General features: G+C 70.9%; 10 protein-coding genes. 9 read left to right on the plus strand and 1 reads right to left on the minus strand.

Annotated elements, in window-relative coordinates:
• Window positions 1–59 precede the first annotated feature (59 nt).
• The 5 genes from CHC11_RS21590 (at window position 60) to CHC11_RS21610 (ending at window position 6,842) form a co-directional block, all read left to right on the plus strand.
• Window positions 60–1,262, plus strand: a complete 1,203-nt coding sequence (locus tag CHC11_RS21590; protein ID WP_089313587.1) for a thiolase family protein — start codon at window positions 60–62, stop codon at window positions 1,260–1,262.
• A complete protein-coding gene (locus tag CHC11_RS21595; RefSeq protein ID WP_245919549.1) occupies window positions 1,259–3,340 on the plus strand; it encodes a 3-hydroxyacyl-CoA dehydrogenase NAD-binding domain-containing protein in 2,082 nt (693 codons plus the stop codon). The genes CHC11_RS21590 and CHC11_RS21595 overlap by 4 nt, the downstream gene beginning before the upstream one ends.
• A 176-nt stretch (window positions 3,341–3,516) precedes the next feature.
• On the plus strand, window positions 3,517–4,998 hold the full coding sequence (locus CHC11_RS21600) for an amino acid permease (RefSeq protein WP_425427334.1): 1,482 nt from the start codon (window positions 3,517–3,519) through the stop codon (window positions 4,996–4,998).
• Window positions 4,999–5,062: 64 nt separating this feature from the next.
• Window positions 5,063–6,412, plus strand: a complete 1,350-nt coding sequence (locus CHC11_RS21605; RefSeq protein ID WP_089313829.1) for an FAD-dependent oxidoreductase — start codon at window positions 5,063–5,065, stop codon at window positions 6,410–6,412.
• Window positions 6,413–6,476: 64 nt separating this feature from the next.
• Window positions 6,477–6,842, plus strand: coding sequence for a hypothetical protein (locus tag CHC11_RS21610; RefSeq protein WP_089313589.1), 366 nt, complete (start codon window positions 6,477–6,479; stop codon window positions 6,840–6,842).
• On the opposite strand, the gene dxs is transcribed toward CHC11_RS21610, so the two are convergent.
• Window positions 6,839–8,761, minus strand: a complete 1,923-nt coding sequence (gene dxs, locus CHC11_RS21615; protein ID WP_089313590.1) for a 1-deoxy-D-xylulose-5-phosphate synthase — start codon at window positions 8,759–8,761, stop codon at window positions 6,839–6,841. The genes CHC11_RS21610 and dxs overlap by 4 nt on opposite strands.
• Before the next feature lie 150 nt (window positions 8,762–8,911).
• Here dxs and idi point away from each other — a divergent pair, with 150 nt between their 5' ends.
• The 4 genes from idi (at window position 8,912) to CHC11_RS21635 (ending at window position 12,755) form a co-directional block, all read left to right on the plus strand.
• Window positions 8,912–9,490 (plus strand): isopentenyl-diphosphate Delta-isomerase, encoded by a 579-nt coding sequence (idi, locus tag CHC11_RS21620; RefSeq protein WP_089313591.1) that lies wholly within the window; start codon window positions 8,912–8,914, stop codon window positions 9,488–9,490.
• Between the two features lie 141 nt (window positions 9,491–9,631).
• Window positions 9,632–10,936, plus strand: a complete 1,305-nt coding sequence (locus CHC11_RS21625) for an ABC transporter substrate-binding protein (protein WP_089313592.1) — start codon at window positions 9,632–9,634, stop codon at window positions 10,934–10,936.
• Window positions 10,933–11,841 carry a carbohydrate ABC transporter permease gene (locus CHC11_RS21630; RefSeq protein WP_245919551.1) on the plus strand — a complete coding sequence of 303 codons (909 nt, stop codon included), beginning with the start codon at window positions 10,933–10,935 and terminating at the stop codon, window positions 11,839–11,841. Before CHC11_RS21625 ends, CHC11_RS21630 begins: the two co-directional genes overlap by 4 nt.
• Window positions 11,838–12,755, plus strand: a complete 918-nt coding sequence (locus CHC11_RS21635) for a carbohydrate ABC transporter permease (RefSeq protein ID WP_089313593.1) — start codon at window positions 11,838–11,840, stop codon at window positions 12,753–12,755. Before CHC11_RS21630 ends, CHC11_RS21635 begins: the two co-directional genes overlap by 4 nt.
• Window positions 12,756–12,856 lie beyond the last annotated feature (101 nt).

Below are 12,856 nucleotides of genomic sequence, written 5' to 3' on the forward strand. Positions count from 1 at the left end.
GGCAGGGGCGGCACGGGGCTCGACACCTTCACCCGAGCCCATCCCAGGGAGGACGACCCGTGCCTCGCACCGCACGCGACGTCGTGTTCGTCGACGGCGTCCGCACGCCGTTCGGCAAGGCCGGCCCGAAGGGGCTGTACGCGCAGACGCGCGCAGACGACATGGTCGTCCGCGCGATCCGGGAGCTGATGCGCCGCAACCCGTCCCTCCCGCCAGAGCGGGTGGACGAGGTCGCCGTCGCCGCCACCACCCAGATCGGGGACCAGGGCCTGACCATCGGGCGGTCCGCCGCCGTGCTGGCCGGGCTGCCGAAGAGCGTCCCCGGCTTCGCCGTCGACCGGATGTGCGCGGGGGCCATGACCGCCGTCACCACCACCGGCGCCGGCATCGCGTTCGGCTCCTACGACGTCGCCATCGCGGGCGGCGTCGAGCACATGGGCCGGCACCCGATGGGCGAGGGCGTCGACCCGAACCCGCGGTTCCTCGCCGACAGGCTGGTCGACCCGTCCGCCCTGGTCATGGGCTCGACCGCGGAGAACCTGCACGACCGGTTCCCCGGCATCACCAAGGAGCGCGCGGACGCCTACGCCGTGCGCAGCCAGCGGAAGGTCGCCGAGGCGTACGCGGCCGGGAGGATCCAGCCCGACCTGGTGCCGACCGCGGTCCGCTCCGCCGAGCGGGGCTGGGGCCTGGCCACCGAGGACGAGCCGCCGCGGCCTGGCACGACGGTGGAGAGCCTTGCCGCGCTGAAGACCCCGTTCCGCGTGCACGGCAACGTCACGGCGGGCAACGCCGCGGGCCTCAACGACGGCGCCACCGCCTGCCTGCTCGCGGCCGAGGACGTCGCGCGCGAGCTCGGCCTCGCGCCGCGGATGCGGCTCGTCGACTTCGCCTTCGCCGGCGTCGAGCCGGAGGTGATGGGCGTCGGGCCGGTCCCCGCGACCGAGAAGCTCCTCGCCCGCAACGCGCTGACCATGGACGACATCGGCCTCATCGAGATCAACGAGGCCTTCGCCGTGCAGGTGCTCGCGTTCCTGGAGCACTTCAAGATCGCCGACGACGACGCGCGGGTGAACCCGTGGGGCGGCGCGATCGCCCTCGGCCACCCGCTCGCCTCGTCCGGCGTGCGGCTGATGAACCAGCTGTCCCGCCTATTCGAGGAGCGCACGGACGTCCGGTTCGGGCTGACCACGATGTGCGTCGGCATGGGCATGGGCGGAACCGTCCTCTGGGAGAACGCGAACTGGGAGGGCGCCAAGTGAACCCCGACATCTTCAAGGACGAGGTCGTCACGCACGCGCGCGTACGCGACGTGACACTGCCCTACGGCGCGGGCACGCTCGCGCTCATCACGCTCGACAACGGCTTCGACCACACCAAGCCCAACACGTTCGGCCCGGGCGGCCTCGCCGAGCTGAACGCCGCGCTCGACGAGGTCGCCGGGCGCGAGGACATCGCGGCCGTCGGCGTCACCGGCAAGCCGTTCATCTTCGCCGTGGGCGCCGACCTCAAGGGCGTCCCGCTGATCCGGCGGCGCGAGGACGCCGCGGCCATCGGCAGGCTCGGCCACGACGTGTTCCGCCGCCTCGGCGAGCTCGGCGTCCCGTCCTTCGCCTACTACAACGGCGCGGCGATGGGCGGCGGCGTCGAGATCGGCCTGCACTGCGACTACCGGACGGTCTCGCGCGGCGTCCCGGCGTTCGCGCTGCCCGAGGCGTTCCTCGGCCTCGTGCCCGGCTGGGGCGGCACCTACCTGCTGCCGAACCTGATCGGCGCCGAGAAGGCGCTCAAGGTCGTCATCGACAACCCCATGGCCCAGAACCGGATGCTCAAGGGCGCGCAGGCCTACGAGCTGGGCATCGCCGACGCGATCTTCGACTCGGCCGACTTCCTGGAGGAGTCCCTCGCCTGGACGGCCCGGGTGCTCAGGGGCGAGATCACCGTCCGGCGCCCCGAGGTCGACAGGGGCAAGGCGTGGGACGACGCCGTCGCGATGGCCCGCTGGAACGTCGAGGGCAGGCTGCACGGCGCGGCCCCGTCCTACACGCGGGCGCTGGATCTGGTCGGCGCCGCCAAGGACCGCACCCGCGACGAGGGCTTCGCCGCCGAGGACGAGGCCCTGGCCGGCCTCATCATGAGCGACGAGCTGCACGCCGGGCTGTACGCGTTCGACCTCACCCAGAAGCGCGCCAAGCGGCCCGCCGGGGCCCCGGACAAGGAGCTCGCCCGCAAGGTCACCAAGGTCGGCGTCGTCGGCGCCGGACTGATGGCCTCGCAGCTCGCCCTGCTGTTCGCGCGGCGCCTGGAGGTGCCGGTCGTGCTGACCGACCTCGACCAGGAGCGCCTGGACAAGGGCGTCGGCTACGCGCACGGCGAGATCGACAAGCTGCTGGGCAAGGGGCGGCTGTCCCCCGACAAGGCCAACCGCCTCAAGGGGCTCGTCACCGGCTCGCTCACCAAGGACGCGTTCGCCGACGCCGACTTCGTCATCGAGGCCGTCTTCGAGGAGATGTCGGTCAAGCAGAAGGTGTTCGCCGAGGTCGAGGAGTACGTCTCCGCCGAGTGCGTCCTCGCGACCAACACCTCCTCGCTGTCGGTCACCGAGATGGCCTCCGGGCTCGCGCACCCCGAGCGGGTGGTCGGCTTCCACTTCTTCAACCCGGTCGCGGTGCTGCCGCTGCTGGAGATCGTCCGGGGCGAGAGGACCGACGACGCGGCCCTCGCCACCGCGTTCGCCGCGGGCAGGGCGCTGAAGAAGTCGTGCGTCCTGGTCAAGGACGCCCCGGCGTTCGTCGTCAACCGCGTGCTGCTGCGGCTGCTCGCCGAGATCGTCAAGACGGTGGACGAGGGCACGCCGATCGAGGCCGCCGAGCGCGCCGCCGCCCCGCTCGGCCTGCCGATGCCGCCGTTCGTGCTGATGGGGCTGGTCGGCCCGGCGATCGCGCTGCACGTCAACGAGACCCTGCACGCGGCGTTCCCGGACCGGTTCCCGCTGTCGGACAACCTGGCCAAGATGGTCGCGGCGGGCAAGAGCGGCGTGTACCTGCCCGACTTCACCCTCGATCCCGAGGTCGTGGAGATCTTCTCCGGCGGGACGAGCCCCTCCACCGAGGAGCAGGTCCTGGACCGGGCGCTCGCCGCGCTCGCCGACGAGATCCGGATCATGCTGGACGAGGGCGTCGTCGCGGCCCCGCAGGACATCGACCTGTGCATGATCCTCGGCGCCGGCTGGCCGTTCCACCTCGGCGGCATCACCCCGTACCTGGACAGGTCCGGCGTCGCCGAGCGGGCCGCGGGCGGCCGCTTCCTGGAGCCGGGGGTCGCCTCCCTGCCCTCCTGACCCGGGCCCGTCCGGAGAGGGGGCGTTCCGAACCACCTTCGGAACGCCTCTTTTCTGGCGTTCCCCTACGTCACGGGCATGCGCGCGTTTCGGCGGATCATAACCCGCGCACATATGGGCATACGGCTGACGGTCGTATGCCGGACACGGGACGCGGAGGGGCGCCGAAATTGAACGTGCTGCGCACGAAGTCGGTCGAGCAGTCGATCAGGGACACCGAGGAGCCCGAGCACCGGCTCCGCCGTGACCTGTCGGCGTTCGACCTGACGGTCTTCGGGGTCGGCGTGATCATCGGGACCGGCATCTTCGTCCTCACCGGCCAGGTCGCCAAGGACAAGGCCGGTCCCGCGGTCGCCCTGTCGTTCATCCTCGCCGCCGTCGTGTGCGGCCTCGCCGCGCTCTGCTACGCCGAGTTCGCCTCCACGGTCCCGGTCGCCGGGTCGGCCTACACCTTCTCCTACGCCACGATCGGGGAGTTCCCGGCCTGGATCATCGGCTGGGACCTCATCCTGGAGATGGCACTCGGCGCGGCCGTGGTGTCGGTCGGCTGGTCGGGGTACCTCGCCTCGCTGCTCGACGACGCCGGGGTCACGATCCCGACGGCGCTCGCCGCCCCGCCGGGCGAGGGCGGGACGGTGAACGTCCCCGCCATCTGCCTCGTGCTGGCGGTGACCGCGCTGCTCGTCCTCGGCGTCAAGATCTCCTCCCGGGTGAACGCGGTGGTCGTCTCGGTCAAGGTGGCCATCGTGCTGCTGGTGATCTTCGCCGGGCTGTTCTTCGTCAAGGGCGCCAACTACCACCCCTACATCCCGCCGTCCAAGCCGACGCCGGACGTGGAGGGCCTCAAGGCGCCGCTGATCCAGGTCCTGTTCGGCAGCGCGCCGGTCAGCTACGGCTGGCTCGGCGTCTTCTCGGCCGTCGCCATCGTGTTCTTCGCCTACATCGGCTTCGACATCGTCGCGACCGCGGCCGAGGAGGCGCGGCGCCCGCAGCGCGACCTGCCGGTCGGGCTGATCGGCTCCCTCGTCATCACCGCGGTCCTGTACGCGGCCGTGGCGACCGTCGTGGCGGGCATGCAGAAGTACACGGAGCTGAGCGTCGCCGCGCCCCTCGCGGACGCCTTCAAGGCCGTCGGCCATCCCGTCTTCGCCACGATCATCAGCATCGGCGCGGTCGTCGGGCTCACCACCGTCGTGCTGATCCTGCTGCTCGGGCAGAGCCGCATCTTCTTCGCGATGGGCCGCGACGGCCTGGTGCCGCCCTGGCTCTCGGCCGTCCACCCGCGCTTCGGCACCCCCTACCGCTCGACGATCATCATGGGCGTGGTCGTCGCCGTGCTCGCCGGCTTCATCCCGCTCGCCGAGCTGGCGGAGCTGGTCAACATCGGCACGCTGTTCGCGTTCCTCGTCGTCTCGATCGCCGTGGTGATCCTGCGCCGCACCCGCCCCGAGCTGCCGCGCGCGTTCCGCACGCCCTGGATGCCGGTCGTCCCGATCCTGTCCGTGCTGGCCTGCCTGCTGGTGATGATCAACCTGCCGGTGGAGACCTGGCTGCGATTCCTCGTCTGGATGGTCGTCGGCGGTGTCGTCTACGCCGCCTACGGGTACCGCAACAGCAAGGTGGGCCGGCGGGCGGAGCCGATCTCCCACAAGTCCTGACACTCCCCCGCCGTGACGGGGCTCACGGTGTCCTTTTGACCGACGGGTGTGCACAATGGCGCGCATGGCACCTCCAGCGCGCGTCGCGGTGATCGGATCCGGCCCGGCGGGGATCTACGCCGCCGAGGCCCTGGTGAAGCAGGCCGGCGACGAGGTGCGGGTGGACGTCTTCGACCGGCTGCCGACGCCCTACGGGCTGGTGCGCTACGGCGTCGCGCCCGACCACACCTCGATCAAGTCGATCGCCCGGTACCTGCAGCGGGTACTGGAGGACCCGGCGGTCCGGTTCTTCGGGTGCGTCGAGCTCGGCCGCGACGTGACCCGCGCCGACCTGCTGGACTGCTACGACGCCGTCGTCTACTCCACCGGCGCGATGGTCGACCGGCACATGCGGATCCCCGGCGAGGACCTGCCCGGCAGCATCGCCGCCACCGACTTCGTCAACTGGTACTGCGGCCACCCCGACGCCGCCGACCACGAGTTCGACCTGTCGGTCGAGGAGGTCGCGGTGGTCGGCGTCGGGAACGTCGCCGTGGACGTCGTGCGGATCCTCGCCAGGACGGCCGCCGAGCTGCGCGCCACCGACGTCCCCGAGCAGGTGATCGAGGTACTGTCGCGCAGCCGGGTCCGGCGCATCCACATGATCGGGCGGCGCGGGCCGGCGCAGGCGAAGTTCACCACCAAGGAGGCGCGCGAGCTGGGCCAGCTGCCCGACGCGAGCATCCACGTCAGCCCCCGGGACATGGAGCTCGACCCGGCGAGCGCCGAGCTGGCCGAGAGCGACCGGCACGTCCGCGGCAACATCAAGGCGCTGAGTGCCTGGACCGGCGAGCCCGCGGCCGGCAGCGCCCGCCACATCGACGTCCGGTTCTGGCGCGCCCCCGTCGAGATCCTCGGCACCGACCGCGTCGAGGGCCTCAGGCTGGAGACGACCCGCCTGGACGAGTCGGGCCGCGTCACCGGAACCGGCGAGTTCGAGACGCTGCCGGTCGGCATGGTGCTGCGGTCCGTCGGCTACCAGAGCGTCCCGCTGGAGGGCGTCCCGTTCGACGAGCGCTCCTTCGTCGTCCCGAACGAGGGCGGCCGCATCGTCGGCCCGGACGGCGCCTTCGTGCCCCGCGAGTACGTCGCCGGCTGGATCAAGCGCGGCCCGTCCGGCGTCGTCGGGACCAACAAGTCCGACGCCGCCGAGACCGTCCGCAACCTCCTGGCGGACCTCGCGGACGCCGGGACGGCGCCCGAGCGCACCATCGAGGAGCTGCTGGAGTCGCGCGGGCTGCCCGTCGTCACCTACGACGACTGGCTGAACCTGGACGCCGCCGAGATCGCCCTCGCACGCCGCCTCGACCGCGGGGAGCGCGTCAAGCTCGCGCGCTGGGAGGCGATGCGGTCCGCCTGCCGGGGTCCCGCGTGATCCCCTCGAACTCCCCGCCGGGAAACTAGTGACGGAAAGGTGACCCGGACGCTACGGTGCGCGTGTGACCGGCGGTCCTGAACTGCACGGGTTCCCCCCACCCGAGACGGTCCCCGACCTCAGGTGGCTAGGGCCCGACTACGTCTCCGTACTGGTGTACGACCTGACGCGGGGTCTCCTGCGCCAGGATCCGCGCACGTCCGTCATGGGCGTGCGGTGCGAGGGCGCGCCCCGGCTCGCCCCCTCGGTCGACCCGGCGGGCGTCATCCGCGCGCACGACGCCTGCTTCCCGCTCCAGGTCTACGTCCAGGACGGCGCGGGGCGCCCCTGGTGCCTGCGCGGGCGATGGACGTACTTCGGACGTGAGCTCGGCACGTCCGCCGCGTCCATCACCCACGCGTGGCGGCTGCTGTCGGCGGAAGGCGCCTAGGAGCGCTCCTCGGAGGCGGCGGGCTCGTCGGCGCCGGCCGTGATGCGGGCCACCGACTCGGTCACGTCGCGTGCCAGCGCCTGCGGCGTGAGCCCGATGTCGGTGAGGATCTGGCTCCGGGACGCGTGGTCGAGGAACTCCTGCGGGATGCCGAAGGTGCGCAGGGGCGCGTCGACGCCGGCGTCGCGCAGCAGCCGGGCCACGGCGTCGCCGACGGCGCCGGTGCGCCCGTTGTCCTCGGCGACGGCGACGAGGGTGTGCTCGCGGGCGAGGTCGAGCAGCGCCGGGTCGAGCGGCTTCACCCACCGGGGGTCGACGACGGTGACACCGATGCCCTGCGCGGCGATCAGCTCCGCCGCCTCGACCGCGGGCGCCGCCATCGAACCGGCCGCGACCATGAGGACGCGGGTGCCGTTGGAGCCGTCGTGGCGGGCCAGCACGTCCATGCCGCCGGCCTTGCCGACCGCCTCGATGTCGGCGGCCGCCGGGCCCTTGGGGTAGCGGATCGCGGTCGGGCCGTCGGAGACCGCCACGCACTCGCGCAGCAGCTCGCGGAGCCGGGCGCCGTCGCGCGGGACGGCGATGCGCATGCCCGGGACGAGCTGCAGGATCGACATGTCCCACATGCCGTTGTGGCTGGCGCCGTCGTCGCCGGTCACGCCGGAGCGGTCCAGGGCGAAGGTGACGGGCTGGCGGTGCAGCGCCGTGTCCATCAGGACCTGGTCGAAGGCGCGGTTGAGGAACGTGGCGTACACGGCCACGACCGGGTGCAGGCCGCCCATCGCGAGCCCGGTGGCGGAGGTGACCGCGTGCTGCTCGGCGATGCCCACGTCGAAGATGCGGTCGGGGAACGCCTCGGCGAACGGCGCGAGCCCGACCGGGTAGAGCATCGCGGCGGTGATGCCGACGACGTCGCGGCGCTCCCGCCCGATCGCCACCATCTCCTCGCCGAAGACCTTCGTCCAGGCGGGGCCGCCCTTGCCGGTGACGAACTTGCCGGTGGCGGGGTCGAACGCGCCGCCGCCGTGCATGCAGTCCTCGGTGTCGTTCTCGGCGGGGGCGTAGCCGCGCCCCTTGGTGGTGATGCAGTGCACGATCACCGGGCGGCCGAACCCGCGGGCGCGGCGCAGCGCCCGCTCGACGGCGTCCTCGTCGTGGCCGTCGATCGGGCCGACGTACTTCATGCCGAGGTCCTCGAACATGGCCTGCGGCTGCAGGACGTCCTTGAGGCCCTTCTTGATGCCGTGCAGCGCCTCGTAGGCGACGTTGCCGACCACGGGCGCCCGCGGCACCGTCTTCTTGATCAGGTCGAGCGCGTTCTCGTAGCCCTGGGTGACGCGCAGGTCGGCCAGGTGGGAGGCGAGGCCGCCGATCGTCGGCGAGTACGAGCGGCCGTTGTCGTTGACGACGATGATGACGGGGCGGTCGACGCCGGCGGCGATGTTGTTCAGCGCCTCCCAGCACATGCCGCCGGTCAGCGCGCCGTCACCGACGACCGCGACGACGGCGCGGTCGCCCTCGCCGCGCAGCTGGAAGGCCTTGGCGAACCCGTCGGCGTAGGACAGGGCGGTCGAGGCGTGCGAGTTCTCGATGATGTCGTGCTCGGACTCGGCGCGGCTCGGGTAGCCCGACAGGCCGCCGCGCTTGCGCAGCAGCTCGAAGTCGTGCCGGCCGGTGAGCACCTTGTGCACGTAGGCCTGATGGCCCGTGTCGAAGAGGATCTTGTCGTGCGGCGAGTCGAAGACGCGGTGCAGCGCGATCGTCAGCTCGACGGCTCCCAGGTTGGGCCCCAGGTGCCCGCCGGTCCTGGAGACCGCCTGGACGAGGAACTCGCGGATCTCCTCCGCGAGCCGAGACAGCTGAGCGGCGTCCAGTCGTTTGAGGTCGCCGGGACCTGTGATCGACTCCAGCAAGCTCACTCGTTTCAACTCCTCCGTCGGGGATTCGGTCTCCCCTGGCTCGGGCCGTTCTGAGTTTAATCCCGGTTCGCCCGCGACGCGCCGCAGACCACCCGCCCGGGGGGTGTGAAAAGACTGACCCCGGTGCGAGGGATGAGGTAGGAAAAGAGCATGGGCGTCGAAGAGATCGTGCTGCTCAACGCGGACGACGAGGCCGTCGGAACCGCGCCCAAGAGCGCCAGCCACCATAGAGACACGCCGTACCACCTGGCCTTCTCCTGCTATGTGACGGACACGGAGGGTCGTGTTCTGATCACTCAGCGCGCCCTCGGCAAGCGGACCTTCCCCGGCGTCTGGACGGGCAGCTGCTGCGGCCATCCGGGCCCCGGCGAGAAGCTCCGCGACGCCGTGCTCCGGCGATTGCGGGACGAGCTGGACATCCAGGACGCGACACTCACCCCCGTCCTGCCCCGGTTCCACTACCGGGCGGTGGCCGAGGACGGGACGGTCGAGCACGAGCGATGCCCGGTCGTGCGCGCCGTCGTCCCCGCGGGCTCGGCCGTCCACCCGAATCCCGAGGAGGTCGAGCGGGCCGAGTGGTGGACGTGGGAGCGCTGCCTGGAGCTGACCGGAAAGCCCGAGTCCTCCCCCTGGTACCGGCTCCAGATAGCCGAACTGGCGCCGCTCGGCACGCCGCTCGACTGGCCGGACACGGGCCGCCTCGGCCTGCCGCCCGCCCTCGGCTGGTAGCCGCGCCCGGCCGCGTGTGTCCCGGGCGCGGCCGGCCGCGTGTGTCCCGCATCACTGAAAGATCACTATTCGGCGTCCGGTGTTGACCGTCCGTCCGTCCAAGCAGACGCTTGTTCTTCGGTGTAACCGAAGGGACGGACGATGCGAGTACGTGCTCCCCGGCGCCGCTGGACGGCGGTCGCGGCCGTGACGATGACGGCCGCGCTCACCGTCTCGGCCTGCGGCGGCAGCGACGACAAGGGCTCCAACGACACATCCGAGGTCGAGGTCTTCTCCTGGTGGACCGGTCCGGGCGAGGCGGACGGGCTCGCCGCGATGCAGGCCGACTTCGAGAAGAAGAACTCCGGCACCAAGTTCGTCAACGCGGCCATCGCCGGCGGGTCCGGCACCCAGGCCCAGGCCGTCCTGGCGAGCCGGCTGCAGAACCGCAAGCCGCCGGACTCCTTCCAGGGCCACGCGGGCGCCGAACTGCTCGACTACATCAAGGCCGGGCAGATCGAGCCGCTGGACTCCTTCTACGGCGACAACAACCTGAAGTCGGTCTATCCCCAGCAGCTCCTCGACCAGATCAGCTACAAGGGCAAGATCTACTCGGTGCCGGTGAACATCCACCGGTCGAACATGCTCTGGTACAACCCGGGCATCCTCAAGGACGCCGGGATCGCGGGGCCGCCCGCGACGATCGCCGACTTCATCACCGCGCTGAAGGCCGTCAAGGACAAGACCAAGAAGGTCCCGCTGTCGCTCGGCGCGCAGTGGACGGCCGACCACCTGCTGGAGAACGTCCTGCTGGGCGACCTCGGCACCGACGCCTACAACGCGCTGTGGAAGCCGGGCGCCGACTGGGGCAGCCCGGCCGTCACCAAGGCGCTGACCGACTACGCCGAGATCATGAAGTACACGACGCTGGAGGCCGCGTCCACCGACTGGCAGGGCGCCGCGAAGGCCGTCGTGGACGGCAAGGCCGCGTTCAACATCATGGGCGACTGGGCGTACGGGTACTTCGTCGGCAGCGCGCCCAACGGCCTCGGCAAGAAGCTCGACACCGACTTCAAGTACGCGCCCTCCCCCGGCACCGACGGCACCTACATGTGGCTGTCGGACAGCTTCACGCTGCCCAAGGGCGCACCCCACCGCGGCGGCGCCCTCGCATGGCTGAAGGAGGTGTCCAGCAAGGAGGGGCAGGACCTGTTCAACCCGAAGAAGGGATCCGTCCCCGCCCGCAAGGACGCCGACAAGAGCCTCTACAAGGGCTACCTCCAGTACGCGTTCGAGCAGTGGAACAAGCCCGGCATCAAGCTGGCGGGCTCGTTCTGGCACGGCGTCAACGCCAGCAAGAAGCAGCACACCGACATCGACACGGCGGTGGGCCTCTTCCTCCAGAACAAGGACGTCGCCAAGTTGCAGCAGGGGCTGGTGAGCGCGGCCAAGAACAGCGGCCAGTGAGGTCTCCCGGTTCCAGATGGGCCCGTAGCCGCAGGTGGCTGCCCGGGCTGCTGCTGGTCTCGCCGTCCATCGTCGCGATCGGCCTGTTCGTCTACGGGCTCATCTTCTGGAACACGCGGGTCGCGGTGAGCGGCAAGCACGACGAGGTCACCGAGTACGGGTTCGACAAGGGCAGGAACTTCGTCGACCTGTGGGACCAGCCCAGCTGGCCCGGCGCGGTGAAGCACGCGCTGCTGTTCACGGCGGCGTTCGTCATCGGCGCCCTGGTGCTCGGCGCGTTCCTGGCGTTCCTGATGGACAAGGGCATCAGGGGCGAGGCGTCCTTCCGCGTCATCTACCTGTTCCCCATGGCGGTGTCGTTCATCGCCAGCGGCGTCGTGTGGCGCTGGCTGATGAACCCGGCGCCGCCGGAGCGCGCGGTCGGCTTCAACCAGCTGTTCGACAAGCTGCACCTCGGCGCGCTGGCGAACAGCTGGTGGCAGGACCCGGACTGGGGCATGGCGGCCATGGCGCTGCCCGCGATCTGGCAGATGTCCGGGTACGTCATGGCGCTGTACCTCGCCGGGTTCCGCGGCGTCCCCGGGGAGCTGCGGGAGGCGGCGCGGGTGGACGGCGCGTCCGAGTGGAAGGTGTACCGGTACGTGGTGTTCCCCCAGCTCCGCCCGGTGACGCTGTCCGCGCTGATCATCCTCGGGCACATCTCGCTGAAGGTGTTCGACCTGATCATGGCGATCGCGGGCAAGCAGATCATCACCTACGTGCCGGCCGTGGCCGCCTACGTCGAGATCTTCGACCGGCACGACCCGGCGAACGGCGCCACGATCGCCACCTACCTGCTGGTCGCGGTGGCCGTCCTGGTGATCCCCTATCTGGTCTGGTCGGTACGTTCGGAGCGGACGCGATGACGCGCGTGGAGGCATCCCCGGCGCCGGTGCGGCGCCGGCTGGCGGGCGGGCTGCGCGGTGGTGGAGGCGGCGCGACGGCGGAGCCGGGGAGTTCGTCCGGCGTCTGGCGGGCGGTGAAGCTCGTCGTCCTGCTGGCGTTCGTCCTGCTCTTCCTGATCCCCGTGTACGTGCTGGTGGTCACGAGCTTCAAGCCGCTGGACGAGGCGGACCCGAGCAGCGCGTGGAACCTGCCGGGCCAGTGGAGCACGTCCGGCTGGAGCTCCGCGTGGGACGCGCTGCGGCCCGGCCTGGAGAACAGCGTCAAGATCGCCGTCTCGGGGTCGCTGATCTCGGCGGTGCTCGGCTCGCTGAACGGCTACGTGCTGTCCAAGTGGCGGTTCCCGGGCGCGGACGTGGTCTTCACGCTGTTCCTGTTCGGCATGTTCATCCCGTACCAGGCGGTGATGATCCCGCTGGCCGGCCTGCTCACCGACATGCAGCTGGTGGGCACGATCCGCGGCCTCGTCCTCGCCCACGTCGTGTACGGCATCCCGATCTGCACGCTGATCTTCCGGAACTACTACGTGACGATTCCGGACGAGCTGATCGAGGCGGCCCGCGTCGACGGCGCCGGGATGCTCCGCACCTACTGGTCGGTCGTCCTTCCCGTGTCGGCGCCGGCGTTCGCGGTGACGCTGATCTGGCAGTTCACCTCGATGTGGAACGACTTCCTGTTCGCGGTGTTCCTCGGCGCCCCCGACAGCTGGCCGGTCACGGTGATGCTGAACAACACGGCCGGTTCGGGGGCCGTGGCCGTCCAGTACAACCAGCAGATGGCCGAGGCGCTCCTCGCGTCCCTGCCGACCCTCCTGGTCTACCTGCTCCTCGGACGGTTCTTCATGCGCGGCCTCATGGCGGGCGCGTTGAAGGGCTGAGAATTTCCCGAACACGTCAACCGTATATCCGCCTCAAGCGTCACATGGGTGATCAAGCACCTCATGAGTTCGAAAGGCTCATGACGGACAAGGACCCTTTC

It is taken from the genome of Actinomadura mexicana (assembly GCF_900188105.1).
GTDB lineage: Bacteria > Actinomycetota > Actinomycetes > Streptosporangiales > Streptosporangiaceae > Spirillospora > Spirillospora mexicana.

Coding starts and splice junctions, on each gene's coding strand:
- CHC11_RS21635 (WP_089313593.1), top strand. CDS start 11,838: ATGACGCGCGTGGAGGCATCCCCGGCGCCGGTGCGGCGCCGGCTGGCG.
- CHC11_RS21625 (WP_089313592.1), top strand. CDS start 9,632: ATGCGAGTACGTGCTCCCCGGCGCCGCTGGACGGCGGTCGCGGCCGTG.
- idi (WP_089313591.1), top strand. CDS start 8,912: ATGGGCGTCGAAGAGATCGTGCTGCTCAACGCGGACGACGAGGCCGTC.
- CHC11_RS21605 (WP_089313829.1), top strand. CDS start 5,063: ATGGCACCTCCAGCGCGCGTCGCGGTGATCGGATCCGGCCCGGCGGGG.